Genomic DNA, 17,378 nt, shown 5'->3' with positions numbered 1-17,378 from the left:
AAAATAATAAAAATATACTTAAAAATTTAAATAATAAAAAAATATTGAACAATTACTAAAAAAAATATAAAAATGTTCTAATGTTTGTGCTTATATGGTATAATGTTTTTATTATAATATACGTAAACAACAGGAGGACTGAAATGTTCAAAATTACAGAAGTATTATTAACAGAAGAACAAATAGCTAAAAAAGTAGAAGAGATAGCAAAACAAATAGAAAAAGACTTCAAAGGTGAAGAATTATTAGTAGTAGGGATACTAAAGGGTGCTAGTGTGTTTGTTTCTGACTTAATAAGAAAAATAGACTTAGATGTTAATATAGATTTTATGAGTGTATCAAGTTATGGAAAATCAACTGAAAGTTCAGGTGTTGTAAAAATACTAAAGGACTTAGATGTTAATATAGAAGGAAAAAATGTATTAGTAGTAGAAGATATAATAGATTCAGGATTAACATTAAGCAAATTAGTTGATGTACTACAAACTAGAAATCCAAAAACATTAAAATTATGTACACTATTAGATAAGCCTGAAAGAAGAAAAGCTAATATACCAGTAGACTATGTAGGGTTTACTATAGAAGACAATTTTATAGTAGGATATGGAATAGACTGGGCAGAAAAATACAGAAACTTACCTTATATAGGAATAGTTGGAGAAGAATAATATAGAAGACTTAGCAATGTTGCTAAGTCTATTTTTGTGTAAAGGGTATAAATAAATAAGAAAGTTAGGTATAATTACATAAAAGATAAGTACTTAGGAGGGGGAAATAAAATGGATATTCAATTAAGTATACTACAATTTTTTCAGTCTTTAAGATCTGGCGTATTAGATACTTTATTTTTAATACTTACTATAAGTACAGAAATACCTGTAATAGTTTTATTAACAACAATAATGTATTGGTGTATAAATAAAAAGTATGGTCAAAAGATATTATTTTCATTAGTAGGAAACGTGGCCATAAATTCAGGAATAAAAGATGTAATAAAGGCTAAAAGGCCAATAGGAATAGAAGGGATAACGTCTCAAAGAGTATCAACAGCAACAGGATATTCATTTCCAAGTGGACATACTCAAACTGCAACTTCATTTTGGACAAGTATAATAATTATATTCAAAAATACATGGATTAGTATAATAGGAGCTATTATAATTTTAGGAGTAGGCATATCTAGACTATACCTAGGAGTTCATTGGCCTATAGATGTAATATTTGGATGGGGATTTGGGATAATATTTACTGTAATATTTAGTAAATTTTTTGATTATGTAGATAATGAAAAAAAATATCTAAGTCTTATTTTAATGTTAATACCATTTGCATTAGTTGCATTTTTAGTAAATAGTTCGTCTTATATAAAATCATTTGGATTATTAACTGGATTTGTACTAGGGTATATAGTAGAAGATAGATATATACAGTTTGAAACAGTATCAAAAAATAAAAATAAAATAAACTTTAGTAACAAAAAAGATAATAAAATAGCTAAAAATATATGTAGATTTTTACTTGGAATAATAACTTTAGGATTAGTTTACTTAGGCTTAAAATATACTATGCCAAGTAACAACTTATTTGATTATATAAGATATACAATAGTAGTATTTTATGGAGTTTGTGGAGTGCCATTTCTGTTTAAGATATTTAAGCTATAGTAAGCTTTATTATTTATTGAATAAGATTAATTAAAACATGCATATGAGTATATATTAATTAGATGCAAAGTAAGTTACTTAAAGCTATTAAAAAGTTAAGCTTACTTAAAATAGAAGAGGTGTAAATTTGAAAAAAGTAGTAGTAATAGGAGCTGGAGCAGCTGGTATGATGGCAGCGGCAACTGCAGCAGATAGAGGATTAGACGTAACATTAGTAGAGAAAAATCATAGAGTAGGGCGAAAAATATTAATAACAGGAAAAGGTAGATGTAATATAACTAATAACTGTGATATAGAAGAATTAATAGAAAATGTACCTACAAATGGTAAATTTTTATATAGTGCATTTTATACATTTACAAACGAAGATGTTATAAATATGTTTGAAAGTTTAGGTGTAAAAACTAAGACAGAAAGAGGAAATAGAGTATTTCCAGAAAGTGATAAGGCACATGATATAGCTAATGCACTTCATAAACAAGTAATAGATAAAAAAGTAAAATTGTTATTAAATACTAAAGTAGAAGAAATAATAGCAAAAGATAAAAAAATAGAAAAAGTAATATTAGACAACAAAAAAGAAATACAATGCGATGCTGTAATAGTTGCTACTGGAGGAGTTAGTTATCCTCTAACGGGTTCTACTGGAGATGGATATAAATTTGCTAAAAAATATGGACATACTATAATAGATCCTAAACCTTCTTTAATAGGGCTTGAAATATGTGAAAGTTTTGTAAGTGAATTAGAAAAATTATCTCTTAGAAATATAAAAATAGAGTTATATAACGGAAAAAATAAGAAAATATACGATGACTTTGGAGAATTAGAATTTACAAAGTATGGTATAGATGGACCGGTTGTAAAGTCAGCTAGTTGTATGATGAAAGATTTATCAAAAAATACTTATAAGATAGTTCTAGATTTAAAACCAGCACTAGATGAAGAAAAATTAGATAAAAGAATACAAAGAGATTTCCAAAAGTATACTAACAAGGCCTTTAAAAACTCTTTAGATGACTTATTGCCAAAAAAATTAATACCAGTAATAATAAAGTTAAGTGGCATAGATGAAAATACTGTAGTTCATCAAATATCTAGAGAACAAAGAAAAGCATTAGTACATTTATTAAAAAATATTAATTTAACAGTAAAAAGATATAGACCAATAGAAGAGGCTATAATAACTTCAGGTGGAGTTAAAGTTGGGGAGATAAATGCAAGTACAATGGAATCAAAGCTAATAGATGGATTATTTTTTGCAGGAGAAGTAATTGATGTTGATGCTTATACTGGGGGATTTAATCTTCAAATAGCATTTTCAACAGGTTATTTAGCCGGATATTATTGTTAGCAAGAATTTAGATATTGTTACAAATATTACCTAGAATTAAAAAACTATAAATTCATATAATACTACCAAGAAACAAAATCAAAAGAAAGAAGGTAGTCAACAATGTCAAACAACAACAATAACAACAAAACAGTAGTTCCAGGAGCTAAACAAGCATTAAATCAAATGAAATTAGAAATAGCTAATGAGCTTGGAATGACAAATTACCAACAAATGGACAAAGGAAATCTTACTGCAAGAGAAAATGGTTATGTAGGTGGATACATGACTAAAAAGTTAGTTGAAATGGCAGAACAACAAATGTCAGGACAACAACAACAATAATATATTATTTTAATATATTAAGGAGCATCTTTTAGATGCTCCTTTAGTTTTATATAAAATTAAAAAATACATGACTTATATATTGGATAAAAAATTTTTGAATGGATAAAATAACAATAAAATACATTACATAAGGAGAAATATAAATGTCGACTGTTAATTTTGAAGAAATAAAAACTAAATTTATAAATGCAGATTTAGATGAAAAAATACGTATTTATACAACAACAGAAGGTCTTACAGTAGAACAGTTTAGAGAGCTTCTTAGATATTATCCAATACAGCATTTATCTAAGCTAGAAAAAGCATTAGGATAAATAATAAAAAGTCTTCACTTAATATTTAGGTGAAGACTTTTTATTATTTAAAAAATATCAAAATAATTTATATATGATATTAGATTAATTTACTTTCTCTGGTTTATGTACATAATTATAAATTCTTTCATTACCTAAATCTATAATACCAGTGCTTATGAATTTTATTAAATTATCAACATCACAAGCATTTAGGTATTCTATAGGAATTGACAATGTATATTCACTAGAGCTTAGCAAATTCTTTAATTTTAGTTTTTGAGAAATACTTGGTTTTTCAGGGATAGATTTATTTTTATGTTTTTTGCCTTTTGATAAATTAGCATTTTGCATACTTATTAATTTATCTATATAGTCTATATAAGATAATTTGAAGGTTTCATCTGATAAAAGATTTTCATCTAAAATGTCATTAATAGATTCATTAGATAGTATATTTTCAGCAAACTTATCAGCTGTAAGCTTACCAGTTATAATACCTTTTTGATATTTTCTGAGGACTTTTTTTGTGTGGCTATAGATTTTACTACGTGTTTCTAAATCAAGATTAGCCATTTGCATTAAAACCACTCCTTTTAAAGTGTATATTAGTCTATAAATTTTATTATTGACAAGTATAAAAAATATTATAATTGTAAAAATTACAAATATATGGATGAAATATAGATTATATAAAAATAAGTAACTTGATAAGGAGAATTTATATGATAAATGGAATAATAAAGCTATTTTATTCTGAAATAGTAAAAACTAAGATGAAATCTATGCCTTCATCAGACTATACTTACAGAGAAGAGTGTAGAGAAATAAGAAATATGACATTAAAGTTAGATAGTGTATTTTTAAAGATTACAAAGCTACTATTAGCAATAATTATTTTATATATATCTTTTAATATAGAGATTTTATTTGGAATGGGGATGTTGTTAGTAGAATTGACTTATTTAATATATAAGATAAAGTTAGAAGCTCAAGTGAGAGAAAGTATTGAAAATATAAAAAATAATATAGAAATGCCTAAAATACCAACTATAGATGAGAGAGGAAAATCAGGATTAAATGTGTTAGTTACTTTGCTTATAATTGGATTATTAACAGGGTTTAATGCCATTATAATAGCAACTTTTATAATAGTTTTTATATTTACTATAAATAACATATATAGTAATATAAAGTAGACTATATAAAATTAGGGGGTAAGTAGTGATATGCAAAATTTTAATACTGATAGCCATAGAATGAAAAACTTAGTAGACATATCAGCTATGGTAACTAGTTCAACAGATTTTTATTCTATAAAAGATAAGATAGTAGACAAGATGTTAGAAGTTGTTCATCCAACTAAGGCTTGTGTTAATTTATTTTATCGAAATGACTATAAATACGCATACTTGGTGTGTTCTCAGACTTTAGAGTATATACCACAAGTATTCCCTATGGATCATGTACCACCAGTAAAATCTATGAGTAATCCAATAGGTATTAAAATAGATTTTAATGAATATCCTAAATATGTTCATGAAGCTGTAGAAGAAAAGAAAATAATATATATAGAAAATGTCTTTGAAGAGGAAAGGGCAAAAGACGAAAGAGACTTAGCTATAAAAGAAGGTTATACGGGAAGGATAGTATTTCCTTTTATAATAAACGATAAAGTAGTTGGATTTATGACTTGCTTTTTATCAAAAAATGATAGTATCTGTGAACAAGATATAGACTTTATATCATCTGTTGCATCATTGCTTAGTTTATCAATAGAAATAACTACTAAAAACAATAATATGCAATTTTTAGTACATAAATTAAGAGGTGCTATAAATTCAATAAATGCTGCAACTAAAAAGCTTTATTCAAGTAATAATATAACAGTATTCTTAGAGCAATTAAGTAAACAAGCTTGTAATATGACAAACAGCAAAGAAGCTTTGATATTAGTAGATGATAATGATTATAAAGATAGAGCATTTAACTATTACAATGTTGAAGATAAAAATAAAATAAACCTATATCCAATGTTAGAAAGTATCCAAGCGAGAAAATCAATTGGGGAATATCACAATAATGTAAATATAAAATCTGAGTCAGAAGATACTATAAAAAGTTATATATATTATAAGTTAAGATATAGAAATAAAGTTATCGGATGTATAGTATGCGCTAATAGTCAAAACTATACAAAAGATGATTTGAATATATTAAGTATATTAGCAAAACAAGTATCAGTAGGTATGCAACTGTATAAATATAATTTAGAAGAAGTAAAGCATAAAGTACTTGATAATGAATTAAACCTTTTAAATAAACAGCAAAAGTTAATAATGGATGATGCTAAATTAGAATTAAGTAACAATAAAGAGTTAGATTACTATCATAGACCAGCAAGAGTAGTTGGAGGGGACTTCTACTATGCTATGAAGGTAGATGATGATAATACAGTTTATATTTTGGCAGATGTTATGGGTCATGGTATGATTTCAAACTATATGGTTGCTATGATAAAAGGTGCCTTTAAAGTGTTAGCAAATCATTATAAAACACCTGGAGAAATACTTACAAAGTTAAATAAAATGTTATATGATGAATTTGATAAAATGGACGTATTTGCTACATGTTTAGTAAGTGTTATAAATTCAAAAGAAAATAAAATAACAATATCCAACGCAGGACATTATAGTCCTATAATAATAAAGAATAATGGAGAAATAGAAGGAAATTTAAACTGTAAAAAAGGTATACCAATAGGGATAATGGATGAAGCTGAATATGCAAACAACTCTTTTGATATATCAAACTATTCACTATTATGCATGTACACAGATGGAATTTTAGAAATAAAAAATGAGTCAAAAGAAGAATATGGGGTATCTAGATTAGAGAAATTCCTTCAAGATAATTACCAAATAGGTCATGAAGTTTTACAAGGAAAGCTAGAAGAAGAGTTAATAGACTTTGCAGGTAAAGATAACTTTGATGATGATATATTAGTAGTTATGTTAAAGGATAAATAGTATTTATTATAACTAAAAGATAAAGGGGGATAATTAATGTTTAAAGAAATATTAATAATAAATGGAAGCCCAAGAAAAAATAAAAATTGTTTTTCGATATCTAAGGAAATAAGTTCTAAACTAGAAGAAAATAATATAACTTACGAAATATTTAACATATATGATATGAATATTGAGTATTGTACTGCTTGTGGATTTTGCGAAAAAACAGGTTATTGTAAATTTAATGATGATATGACTCCTATGTATAAAATGTTTGATAAAGCCAAAGGAGTTATAGTAATAAGCCCTGTACATTTTGATTGCGTATCTGCCAAATTAAAAACAGTAGTAGATAGAACTCAGGCTATATATGCAAGTAAGTATATTCTTAATAAGCCATCAATAGATAGAGATAAGACTCGTATAGGAATGTATATAGCTGTTGGAGGTTCAACACCATATGAAACTCAATTTATGGGTGGCCAAATAGTCATGGATTTTTTCTTTAAAAGTGTAAACAATAAATTAAAATATAATATTTACTTAAATAGTACAGATAAATTAGGGTATAGTGAAAATCAACACTTTAAAAATGAACTAGATAAGGCAATAAAAAATTATATATGTGATGTAAAGAAGCTTGATTAATCAAGCTTCTTTTGATTGTAAATATATTTAGAAAATCAAATAATAAAAATATAAAATTAGAAATCTAATTATATATATACCCAAAAAAGTTAGAATAAAACATAATATAAAAAAATATTTAAATTAGAGTATTTTACTTAAATAATATTATACAATATATATAATAAATGAAGTTTAACAAGGAGAATGATATGCTAAGGTATTTAACAAGTGGAGAATCTCATGGGCAAAGCTTAATATCTATACTAGATGGAGTACCAGCTAATATAGAACTTGATTTTGAAGAAATAAACAAGGAGCTTAAAAAAAGACAAGGTGGCTACGGTCGTGGCGGCAGAATGCAAATAGAAAGAGATAAAATAAATATATTAGGTGGAGTTAGAGGTAAAAAAACCCTAGGTGGACCTATATCTATAGAAATAAAAAATAAAGATTATGAAAATTGGACAAAGTACATGAATCCAATGGAGGCAGTTGATTTAGAGACTAGAAAAGTAAGTAATGTAAGACCAGGACATGCAGACCTGGTAGGTTGCTTAAAATACGACTTTGAAGATGCTAGAAATGTACTTGAAAGGTCTAGTGCCAGAGAAACTGCAAGTAGAGTAGCCGTAGGTGCTATATGCAAGCAAATACTTAAAAATTTTAATGTAGAATTTACATCTCATGTAGTAAATATTGGTGGTGTAGAAGATAAAAATTTATATGAATTTGATTATATAAAGGAAAATGTAGATACTAGTCAAATAAGATGTGTAAATAAAAACCTAGAAGAAAAAATCATAGAAAGAATAGATAAAGCGAAATCAGAAGGTGATACATTAGGTGGAGTTGTAGAAATAAGAGTAAAAAATATTATTCCTGGGCTAGGTTCATATACTCAGTTTGATAAGAAAATAGATGGACAACTTGCTATGCATTTAATGGCTACTCAAGCCATAAAAGGAGTAGAAATAGGAATTGGATTTGATGTTAGCTCTTTAGCAGGGTCTTGTGTTATGGATGAAATAAGCTATGACAAAAATGAAGGTATAAAAAGAGCTACAAATAGACTAGGTGGAATAGAAGGTGGAATGACTACAGGAGAAGAGATTATAATAAGATGTGCAATGAAGCCAATACCTACATTATATAAACCATTAAATTCTATAAATATAAATACACTGGAAAGTTATAGTGCAAGTATTGAACGTTCAGATAATTGTGCTGTTCCTGCTTGCAGTGTAGTTTGTGAAAATGTAGTAGCTTTTGTTATATGTAATCACTTCCTAGAAAAAATAGGTGGAGACAACTTAAATGACTTAAAATCAAATTATAATTCATACATAAAAAGGTTAGGTGAAAGAGGATGGAAAAGATAGAAACTGCTATTTGTAGTGTAGTAATAGATAAAGATTATAAATCCTTTAATGAAGCTGTAAAATTAGTAAACTCAAATGATATAAATAAAGGTTTAATAAAAGCTGATATAGATTTAAATGATATATACGACAAAGTACTTATAATAAGTGATGATAATGTATATAAACATATGATGAAAGAATTTACAAGTTCTATAAAAGCTAAGTACATATATGAATATATAGTGTCACCAGGAGAACAATCTAAATCTTTAGATGTTTATGAGGAAATAATGAACTACTGTATAAGAATAAATTTATCTAGAAAATCTTTAATATTAGCCTTAGGAGGTGGAGTAGTAGGAGACCTTGCAGGGTTTATAGCATCTACTTATATGAGAGGAATTGACATTATACAAGTTCCTACAAGTTTACTTGCTCAAGTCGACTCTTCTATAGGTGGAAAAACAGGTATAAATCTAGGCAATTTTAAAAATATAATGGGAAGTTTTTATCAACCAAAACTTACTTATATAAATGTGAATTCTTTAAAAAGTTTAAGTGAAGAAGAATTTATAAGTGGTATGGCAGAGGTTATAAAGTATAGTGCAATATATGATTATGAATTTCTAGATTATCTAATAGAAAATAGTGAAGCTATATTAAATAAGGAAGAGAAATACTTATACTATATAGTAAAAAAATGCGCAGGTATAAAGGTAGAAGTAGTATCTAATGATGAAAAAGAAGGTGGACTTAGAAAAATACTAAATTTTGGACATACCTTTGGACATGGAGTAGAAAAACTATTAAAAATTAGCCATGGTAAGGCTGTAAGTATAGGTATGGCTATGGCATTTAAACTTTCATTAGATGAAAAATTAATATCCAAAGAGTATTATGATAAATTTATAAGAGTTATAAATTTATACAAACTACCTTTAAAATATGATTTAAATGAAAATATGGATAAAGATCATATTGCAAAAGAGATACTATACATAATGAAGAGTGATAAGAAAAATAGCTTTGGTAAAATAAACTTAATACTTCCAACAGAACTAGGAAAAGTAAGTTTAATGGATAATATAGATGAAGAAAAAATACTTAATATAATAAGGGAGAGTCAGAATGCTTAGAGGAAGTTTTGAACTTATAGGGGATAAATCTATATCCCATAGAGCCATAATGTTTTCATCAATATCAAAAGGACATAATAAAATAAGCAACTTTTTAATGGGCCAAGACTGCTTAAGCACAATATCTTGCTTTAAGAAAATGGGAGTAGACATAGACATAAAAGGAAATGAAGTTTTTGTAAAAGGAAATGGTCTATATGGTCTAAAGCCACCTAAAGATTTACTAGACGTAGGAAACTCTGGAACTACAATAAGACTATTAAGTGGAATACTAGCAGGAAATAACTTTGATGCAACACTTATTGGAGATGAATCAATAGGAAAAAGACCTATGAAAAGAGTTACAGATCCTTTAAGAATGATGGGATGCAAAATAGAAGGAAAAGACGATGCAAACTATACTCCTATAAAAATATATGGAGGGAACTTAAAAGGAATAGATTATAATATGCCAGTAGCATCAGCACAAGTTAAATCAGCTTTGATACTGGCAAGCTTATATGCAGATTCAAAAAGTATAATAAGAGAAAAAGTTAAAAGTAGAAACCATACAGAAATAATGCTTAAATCATTTGGAGCTGACATAGATGTAAATGATTTAGATATAACTATAAATCCAGTTAAAGAGTTATTTAATCAAGATATATATGTACCAGGAGATATATCTTCAGCAGCATTTATAATAGTAGGAGCTTTAATAACTAAAGGCTCAGAGGTTTTAATTAAAAATGTTGGACTAAACAAAACTAGAACTGGAATAATAGATGTTGTTAAAAATATGAATGGAAATATAGAAATAATAAATCAAAGATTAGTTGGAGGAGAGCTAGTTGGAGATTTATTAGTAAAGTACAGCAAAGATTTAAATGCTACAACAATAGATAAAACTATAATACCAAGGCTTATAGATGAAATACCAGTTATAGCAGTACTTGCAACGCAAGCAGAAGGAACAACTATAATAAAAGATGCAAAAGAATTAAAAGTAAAAGAGAGTAACAGAATAAAATCTGTAGTAGATAACTTAAAATTAATGGGTGCAGATATAGAAGAACTAGAAGATGGAATGGTTATAAAAGGAAAAACTAAGCTAAATGGAGCTAGTATAACTACTTTTAAAGACCATAGAATAGCCATGGCATTTTCAATAGCTAATTTAATCTGTGATACAGATATAGTATTAGATGACAAAGAGTGTATAGATATATCTTTCCCTGGTTACTTTGACTCATTAAAAAAACTATCAATATAAAATTTTTATATAAACTAATATTTAAAGTTAATATTAATATGGTTAAAATAAATAAAAAATTATAATAAGATAAGTAAAAGTTGAAATACTAATTATGAATGAAAATAAAAGGGTTTTCTAATATTTCAGTAGAAATAATATTAAGAAAATTATCAAATTTTGAGAAAAGAATTTGATTTAATTAAAAAATTTATGTATAATTGGATGTTGTATACAAAATTTATGTAGGAGGGTTTTTTATGAAATTACCAATAGCTTTATCAAACAGACACGTTCATTTAAGTCAAGCTGATATAGAAACATTATTCGGAGCAGGACATGAGTTAACTCATTTCAAGCCATTATCTCAGCCAGGACAATATGCATGTGAAGAAAAGGTTGATTTAGTAGGACCAAAAGGAACTATAAAAGGAGTTAGAGTTTTAGGACCAGCTAGACCTAGCACTCAAGTTGAAATATCTTTAGCAGATGGATTTGCTTTAGGTGTAAAAGCTCCAATAAAAGAATCTGGAGATATAGCAGGAACTCCTGGTGTTAAATTAGTAGGACCAGCTGGAGAAGTTGAATTACAAGAAGGTGTTATAGTAGCATCTAGACATATACATATGAGCTTAGAAGATGCTAAAAACTTCGGTGTAGAAGATAAGCAAATAGTAAAAGTTAGAACTTTCGGACCAAGAGCTGTTGTATTTGAAAATGTATTAGTAAGAGCTAATGCAAACTTCGCTTTAGAAATGCACGTAGACGTTGAAGAAGGAAACGCTGCAGCAGTTAGAAACGGAGATATGGTAGAATTAATAGCTGAATAATTTTAGTTTATATTATAAATAAAAGGTAATCTCAAAATTGAGATTACCTTTTTAGTTATATAGTTTATTATTTATGTATTTATTAAAAATCTACTTAGTAGCAGATATTTTCATAGCTTTTGAATATTCCACTCCATATTCGTACATCTGCTCAAGAAGGGGAAGTAATTTTTCTCCAAGATCTGTCAAACTATACTCGACTTTAGGAGGTATAACAGGATACACCTCTCTATGAACTAGTCCATCATCTTCTAAACTTCTAAGTTGGTTTGTAAGCATTTTTTGAGTAACATCAGGAAGCTTTCTTTTTATCTCACTAAATCTAAGGGGACCACTACTTAGATACCAAAGTATTAAAATTTTCCATTTACCAGAAACTAATTTATGAAATAAAGTCATAGGGCAAGTTTCAAATTTTGCACATCTATGACTCATGTGACATTGAGTATGAATCATATATACACCTCTTTCTATATAAATAGCATAGAAAAACTTCTAAAAAATATTAAAATATAGTCATATAGACTTATCATAAAGTATTTCTATGAAATATCTAACTTAAGACTTTTTATATCAAATAAGAAATTACATTCATTTTAAATGGGGGAGATATAATTCCTATATATGATCTCTAAAAAGTATTCCTTCAAAATTTTAAAAATGAAGACCTATTTATTATATCATAAATAAATTATTGTAAAAACCTTACAGTATATTTTTTGATACCATATATATTTTTAGGTACTGTATATATTTTTTGAAACTATATATAAATAAAGTGCCTACTTGTTAAACAAAAACTATATAGATATGATTATATATGTGAGCTGGATACAAAATACAAATTGAAATTAAAGAGCTATGAATTTTAAATTGTTCTAAGGAAAAAATAAGTTTATATGATGCTCATAATATGCTAACATAATATGGAATAATATAAATATTTGTGTAGAAAAAAGGAGAATTTGAAATGAGTAAAATAGCAAAAATGATAGACCATACAGTATTAAAAGCTGTAACTACAAAAGAAGAAGTAATAAAGGTTTGTAATGAAGCAAAAGAATATGGATTCTTTTCAGTTTGTATAAATCCAACTAACATAGAGCTTGCTAAAAAAGAATTAGAAGGAAGCGATGTAAAAGTTTGTACAGTAATAGGTTTCCCTTTAGGAGCTAACACTAAAGAAGTTAAAGCGTTTGAAACAAGAGATGCTATAGCTAAAGGTGCAGACGAAGTAGATATGGTTATAAATATAGGTGCATTAAAAGATAAAAACTACGACTTAGTATATGAAGATATAAAAGCAGTAGTAGATGCAGCTAATAAAGAAGCTTTAGTTAAAGTAATAATAGAAACTTGTTACTTAACAGATGAAGAAAAAGTTAAAGCTTGTGAACTTGCAGTTAAAGCAGGAACTGACTATGTAAAAACTTCAACAGGATTTGGAACAGGTGGATCAACTCCAGCTGACATAAAACTTATGAGAGAAACTGTTGGAGAAAATATAGGAGTTAAAGCATCAGGTGGTGTTAGAACTGCTGAAGATGCAAAAGCTGTAATAGAAGCTGGGGCATCAAGAATAGGTGCAAGTGCATCAATAGCCATAGTTACTGGGGAAGACTCTATAAAAAGCGATTATTAGAAAAAATACAAATTTCTTGTTTAATCTACAAAATCGTGGGTATAAATGAAAGAGTAAAAGAAACTTATAATTAAACATATGGATATTATTTTAATAAACATATAGATTTTTCCTTTAATCAAATTAAGCAAAATGAAGGAATTTTACAAAACATATAGAATATTTTGTTTATTATGTAATATTTAGAATTATGTAATAATATAGTATTGGGGGGAAGCAATGTGCAATGTTGTATAACCTTGTACGTTGTTTCTACAATACAAAATACTTATAAAGATAAGTACATAAGAGTAATATACGAGGAGGATACAATTATGGCTAAATTTATGAAAACAGTTGACGGAAATACAGCTGCTGCTCATGTTGCTTATGCATTCACTGATGTTGCTGCTATATATCCAATAACTCCGTCTTCAAACATGGCTGAAGTAGTTGACGAATGGTCGGCACAAGGCAGAAAGAATATGTTCGGACAAAAAGTAAGTGTTGTAGAAATGCAATCAGAAGCAGGAGCTGCTGGAGCATTCCACGGTTCATTACAAGCTGGTGCATTAACAACAACTTTCACTGCATCTCAAGGTTTATTATTAATGATACCTAATATGTATAAAGTTGCTGGGGAATTACTTCCAGGGGTATTCCACGTAAGTGCTCGTGCATTAGCAGCTCAAGCATTATCTATATTTGGGGATCATCAAGACGTTATGTCAGCTAGACAAACTGGATGTGTAATGTTAGCATCAGGTTCTGTTCAAGAAGTTGCTGATATAGCACCAGTTGCACACTTAGCTGCAATAGAAGGAAGATTACCTTTCATACATTTCTTCGATGGATTCAGAACATCTCACGAAATACAAAAAGTTGAGTTATTAGACACTGAAGATTATGAAAAATTAATAAACAAAGAGGCAGTAGAAGAGTTCAGAAACAGAGCTTTATCTCCAAATCATCCTGTTACTCGTGGTACTGCTCAAAACCCTGATATATACTTCCAAACAAGAGAAGCTTCAAATAAATATTACAACAACATAGTTGGAATAGTTGAAAAATACATGAAGCAAATGAGCGAATTAACTGGAAGAGAACATGGACTATTTGATTACTACGGAGCACAAGATGCTAAGTATGTATTAATAGCTATGGGATCTGCTACAGAGGCTATAGAAGAAACAATAGATTACTTAAATGCTCAAGGTGGAAAATACGGTTTAGTTAAGGTTCACTTATTCAGACCATTCTCTACTAAGCATTTATTAGAAAAAATACCAGCAACTGCTGAAAGAATATGTGTAATGGATAGAACTAAAGAGCCAGGTGCTATAGGAGAGCCATTATACTTAGACGTACGTAGTGCATTCTACGGAGCTGAAAATGCTCCAATGATAATAGGTGGAAGATACGGATTAGGATCAAAAGATGTTACTCCATCAGATATAAAAACTATATTTGATAACTTAACTTCTGAAAATCCTAAGAACAACTTCACTGTAGGTATAGTAGATGACGTTACTAATACTTCATTAGAGCCATCTGAACCTATCAAAATAGCTACACCAGGAACTATAAGATGTAAGTTCTGGGGATTAGGATCTGACGGTACAGTTGGGGCTAACAAACAAGCTATAAAAATAATAGGAGACAACACTGAAAAGTATGCTCAAGCTTACTTTGCTTATGACTCTAAGAAGTCTGGTGGTATAACAATGTCTCACTTAAGATTTGGAGATGCTCCAATAAGATCTACTTACTTAATAGATGAAGCTGACTACATAGCTTGTCACAACCAATCATATGTTAACCAATATGATTTATTAAAAGGACTTAAAAAAGGTGGAACATTCGTATTAAATACAATATGGTCACCAGAAGAGTTAGAAACTCATTTACCAGCAAAAATGAAGAGATTCATAGCTGAAAATGAAATAAACTTCTACACTGTAAATGCTACTAAGATAGCTCAAGAAATAGGTCTTGGAAATAGAATAAACATGATAATGCAATCAGCATTCTTCAAGTTAGCTGAGATAATACCTCAAGAAGAAGCTAGCCAATACCTAAAAGATTCTATAAAGAAAGCTTACGGTAAAAAAGGTGAAAAAGTCGTTAACATGAACTTTGAAGCTGTTGAAGCTGGTATGAATGCATTAGTTAAAATAGAAGTTCCAGCTGCTTGGAATCAAGCTGTTGAAAGTGCAGAAACAACAAACTGCGACGAACCAGAATTCATAAAAAATATAGTAAGACCAATGAATGCTCAAGAAGGTGATAGTTTACCAATAAGTGCATTTGATGGAATAGAAGATGGTACATTCCCATGTGGTACTGCAGCTTACGAAAAACGTGGAGTAGCAGTAAATGTTCCTGAGTGGGATGTAAACAACTGTATACAATGTAACCAATGTGCTTATGTATGTCCTCATGCATGTATAAGACCAGTATTAGTAACTGAAGAAGAAATGGCTAATGCTCCAGAAAACTTCAATACTAAAAAAGCAATTGGTAAAGGATTTGAAGGATTACAATACAGAATGCAAGTAAGTCCACTTGACTGTACAGGATGTGGAAACTGTGCTGACATATGTCCAGCTAAAGGTAAAGCATTATTCATGAAACCTCTTGATACTCAAGAAGTTGAAATAGAAAACTGGGCATTCGCTGTAGATACTACAAAGGTTGCTCCTAAAGATGATGTAATGGCTCCTAACACTGTTAAAGGAAGTCAATTCAGACAACCATTAATGGAATTCTCAGGTGCTTGTGCTGGATGTGGAGAAACTCCATACATCAAGTTAGTTACTCAATTATTCGGAGATAGAATGATGATAGCAAATGCTACTGGATGTTCATCAATCTGGGGAGGATCAGCTCCATCAACTCCATACACTGTTAACCATGAAGGTAAAGGTCCATCTTGGGCAAACTCATTATTCGAAGACAATGCTGAATTCGGATACGGAATGATGTTAGCAGTTAAACAAATGAGAAATAAAATAGCTGAAAACATGGAAACATTATTAACAATGGATATATGTGATGCAGCTAGAGAAGCATTTACTGCTTGGTTAGATGCTAAAGAAGATGGAGAAGCTTCAAAAGTAGCAAGCCAAAAAGTATTAGATGTATTAGCTAATGCTCACAATATAGAAAATGCTGAAATAAAAGCTTTAGTTAATGAAATAGAAGAAAGAAAAGATTACCTAGTTAAGAGATCTCAATGGATCCTTGGAGGAGACGGATGGGCTTATGACATCGGTTACGGTGGACTTGACCACGTACTTGCTTCAGGAGAAAATGTAAACGTACTAGTATTTGATACAGAAATATATTCAAATACAGGAGGTCAAGCTTCTAAATCTACTCCAATATCTGCAATGGCTAAGTTCGCTGCAGCTGGTAAGAGATCTAAGAAGAAAGACTTAGGTATGATGGCAATGAGTTACGGAAACGTATATGTTGCACAAGTTGGTATGGGTGCAGATAAGAACCAATTAATGAAGGCTGTAATAGAAGCAGAAGCTTATGATGGACCATCATTAATAATAGCTTACTCTCCATGTATATCTCATGGTATAAAAGAAGGTATGGGTAGAGCTCAAGCTAACATAGAAAAAGCTGTTAAAGCTGGTTACTGGCACTTATACAGATTCAACCCAACATTAAAAGCTCAAGGTAAGAATCCATTCACATTAGATTCTAAAGAGCCAACTGAAAGCTTCAGAGAGTTCTTAATGGGTCAAGTAAGATACGCTGCAATAGCTAAGCAATTCCCAGACGTAGCTGATGAATTATTTACTATGGCTGAAGAAAATGCTAATGAAAGATACAACAACTATAAGAGATTAGCTGAACAATGCTAATAAATATAGTTTAATATAAAGGATGTACTTTTAGAGTACATC

16 protein-coding genes are annotated in these 17,378 nt (G+C 28.9%); 14 read left to right on the top strand and 2 right to left on the bottom strand.

Annotated features, from left to right (window positions below):
• The first annotated feature begins 143 nt into the window (after positions 1-143).
• The 5 genes from hpt (at position 144) to FRIFI_RS11525 (ending at position 3,659) form a co-directional block, all read left to right on the top strand.
• Entirely contained in the window at positions 144-668 is a 525-nt protein-coding gene (gene hpt / locus FRIFI_RS11545) for a hypoxanthine phosphoribosyltransferase (protein ID WP_166505921.1), read from the top strand.
• Positions 669-779: 111 nt separating this feature from the next.
• Positions 780-1,664, top strand: coding sequence for a phosphatase PAP2 family protein (locus FRIFI_RS11540; RefSeq protein WP_092924056.1), 885 nt, complete (start codon positions 780-782; stop codon positions 1,662-1,664).
• 127 nt (positions 1,665-1,791) lie between these two features.
• Positions 1,792-3,018: a BaiN/RdsA family NAD(P)/FAD-dependent oxidoreductase gene (locus tag FRIFI_RS11535; RefSeq protein ID WP_166505920.1), complete on the top strand. Its 1,227-nt coding sequence runs from the start codon at positions 1,792-1,794 to the stop codon at positions 3,016-3,018.
• A 102-nt stretch (positions 3,019-3,120) separates the two neighbouring features.
• On the top strand, positions 3,121-3,342 hold the full coding sequence (locus FRIFI_RS11530) for an alpha/beta-type small acid-soluble spore protein (RefSeq protein WP_166505919.1): 222 nt from the start codon (positions 3,121-3,123) through the stop codon (positions 3,340-3,342).
• 146 nt (positions 3,343-3,488) lie between these two features.
• Positions 3,489-3,659 carry a hypothetical protein gene (locus FRIFI_RS11525; protein ID WP_092924065.1) on the top strand — a complete coding sequence of 57 codons (171 nt, stop codon included), beginning with the start codon at positions 3,489-3,491 and terminating at the stop codon, positions 3,657-3,659.
• 84 nt (positions 3,660-3,743) lie between these two features.
• Here the strand turns inward: FRIFI_RS11525 and FRIFI_RS11520 are convergent, their stop codons facing one another.
• Positions 3,744-4,220 carry a hypothetical protein gene (locus tag FRIFI_RS11520; protein WP_092924068.1) on the bottom strand — a complete coding sequence of 159 codons (477 nt, stop codon included), beginning with the start codon at positions 4,218-4,220 and terminating at the stop codon, positions 3,744-3,746.
• A 143-nt stretch (positions 4,221-4,363) separates the two neighbouring features.
• Between FRIFI_RS11520 and FRIFI_RS11515 the strand changes: the two genes are divergently transcribed.
• The 7 genes from FRIFI_RS11515 to pduL all read left to right on the top strand — a co-directional run bounded on the left by FRIFI_RS11515 (position 4,364) and on the right by pduL (position 11,837).
• Positions 4,364-4,837, top strand: a complete 474-nt coding sequence (locus tag FRIFI_RS11515; RefSeq protein ID WP_092924071.1) for a hypothetical protein — start codon at positions 4,364-4,366, stop codon at positions 4,835-4,837.
• Between the two features lie 30 nt (positions 4,838-4,867).
• Positions 4,868-6,667, top strand: coding sequence for a GAF domain-containing SpoIIE family protein phosphatase (locus FRIFI_RS11510; protein ID WP_092924074.1), 1,800 nt, complete (start codon positions 4,868-4,870; stop codon positions 6,665-6,667).
• A gap of 36 nt (positions 6,668-6,703) precedes the next feature.
• Positions 6,704-7,297, top strand: a complete 594-nt coding sequence (locus FRIFI_RS11505; protein ID WP_092924077.1) for a flavodoxin family protein — start codon at positions 6,704-6,706, stop codon at positions 7,295-7,297.
• 191 nt (positions 7,298-7,488) lie between these two features.
• On the top strand, positions 7,489-8,658 hold the full coding sequence (gene aroC, locus FRIFI_RS11500; protein ID WP_092924079.1) for a chorismate synthase: 1,170 nt from the start codon (positions 7,489-7,491) through the stop codon (positions 8,656-8,658).
• Positions 8,646-9,776 (top strand): 3-dehydroquinate synthase, encoded by a 1,131-nt coding sequence (gene aroB, locus FRIFI_RS11495; protein ID WP_166505918.1) that lies wholly within the window; start codon positions 8,646-8,648, stop codon positions 9,774-9,776. Before aroC ends, aroB begins: the two co-directional genes overlap by 13 nt.
• Entirely contained in the window at positions 9,769-11,028 is a 1,260-nt protein-coding gene (aroA, locus tag FRIFI_RS11490; RefSeq protein ID WP_166505917.1) for a 3-phosphoshikimate 1-carboxyvinyltransferase, read from the top strand. Before aroB ends, aroA begins: the two co-directional genes overlap by 8 nt.
• 239 nt (positions 11,029-11,267) lie before the next feature.
• Positions 11,268-11,837: a phosphate propanoyltransferase gene (gene pduL / locus FRIFI_RS11485; protein WP_092924088.1), complete on the top strand. Its 570-nt coding sequence runs from the start codon at positions 11,268-11,270 to the stop codon at positions 11,835-11,837.
• 90 nt (positions 11,838-11,927) lie between these two features.
• On the opposite strand, the gene FRIFI_RS11480 is transcribed toward pduL, so the two are convergent.
• Positions 11,928-12,293 carry a winged helix-turn-helix transcriptional regulator gene (locus FRIFI_RS11480; RefSeq protein WP_330405527.1) on the bottom strand — a complete coding sequence of 122 codons (366 nt, stop codon included), beginning with the start codon at positions 12,291-12,293 and terminating at the stop codon, positions 11,928-11,930.
• A 514-nt stretch (positions 12,294-12,807) separates the two neighbouring features.
• Here FRIFI_RS11480 and deoC point away from each other — a divergent pair.
• Both deoC and nifJ read left to right on the top strand, forming a co-directional pair.
• Positions 12,808-13,479, top strand: coding sequence for a deoxyribose-phosphate aldolase (deoC, locus tag FRIFI_RS11475; protein WP_166505916.1), 672 nt, complete (start codon positions 12,808-12,810; stop codon positions 13,477-13,479).
• Between the two features lie 314 nt (positions 13,480-13,793).
• Positions 13,794-17,336, top strand: a complete 3,543-nt coding sequence (gene nifJ / locus FRIFI_RS11470) for a pyruvate:ferredoxin (flavodoxin) oxidoreductase (RefSeq protein WP_092924094.1) — start codon at positions 13,794-13,796, stop codon at positions 17,334-17,336.
• The last annotated feature ends 42 nt before the right edge of the window (positions 17,337-17,378 follow it).

Source organism: Romboutsia hominis (genome assembly GCF_900002575.1).
In the GTDB taxonomy this organism is placed as follows: Bacteria; Bacillota; Clostridia; order Peptostreptococcales; family Peptostreptococcaceae; genus Romboutsia_C; species Romboutsia_C hominis.
This window is presented reverse-complemented; position numbering and strand designations above follow the sequence as displayed.

Excerpts from the sequence above, each read along its gene's own strand:
- FRIFI_RS11505 (WP_092924077.1), top strand. The coding sequence starts at position 6,704 with ATGTTTAAAGAAATATTAATAATAAATGGAAGCCCAAGAAAAAATAAA.
- FRIFI_RS11515 (WP_092924071.1), top strand. The coding sequence starts at position 4,364 with ATGATAAATGGAATAATAAAGCTATTTTATTCTGAAATAGTAAAAACT.
- nifJ (WP_092924094.1), top strand. The coding sequence starts at position 13,794 with ATGGCTAAATTTATGAAAACAGTTGACGGAAATACAGCTGCTGCTCAT.
- FRIFI_RS11540 (WP_092924056.1), top strand. The coding sequence starts at position 780 with ATGGATATTCAATTAAGTATACTACAATTTTTTCAGTCTTTAAGATCT.
- aroA (WP_166505917.1), top strand. The coding sequence starts at position 9,769 with ATGCTTAGAGGAAGTTTTGAACTTATAGGGGATAAATCTATATCCCAT.
- aroB (WP_166505918.1), top strand. The coding sequence starts at position 8,646 with ATGGAAAAGATAGAAACTGCTATTTGTAGTGTAGTAATAGATAAAGAT.
- FRIFI_RS11525 (WP_092924065.1), top strand. The coding sequence starts at position 3,489 with ATGTCGACTGTTAATTTTGAAGAAATAAAAACTAAATTTATAAATGCA.
- hpt (WP_166505921.1), top strand. The coding sequence starts at position 144 with ATGTTCAAAATTACAGAAGTATTATTAACAGAAGAACAAATAGCTAAA.
- FRIFI_RS11480 (WP_330405527.1), bottom strand. The coding sequence starts at position 12,293 with ATGATTCATACTCAATGTCACATGAGTCATAGATGTGCAAAATTTGAA.
- FRIFI_RS11520 (WP_092924068.1), bottom strand. The coding sequence starts at position 4,220 with ATGCAAATGGCTAATCTTGATTTAGAAACACGTAGTAAAATCTATAGC.
- FRIFI_RS11530 (WP_166505919.1), top strand. The coding sequence starts at position 3,121 with ATGTCAAACAACAACAATAACAACAAAACAGTAGTTCCAGGAGCTAAA.
- deoC (WP_166505916.1), top strand. The coding sequence starts at position 12,808 with ATGAGTAAAATAGCAAAAATGATAGACCATACAGTATTAAAAGCTGTA.
- pduL (WP_092924088.1), top strand. The coding sequence starts at position 11,268 with ATGAAATTACCAATAGCTTTATCAAACAGACACGTTCATTTAAGTCAA.
- FRIFI_RS11510 (WP_092924074.1), top strand. The coding sequence starts at position 4,868 with ATGCAAAATTTTAATACTGATAGCCATAGAATGAAAAACTTAGTAGAC.
- aroC (WP_092924079.1), top strand. The coding sequence starts at position 7,489 with ATGCTAAGGTATTTAACAAGTGGAGAATCTCATGGGCAAAGCTTAATA.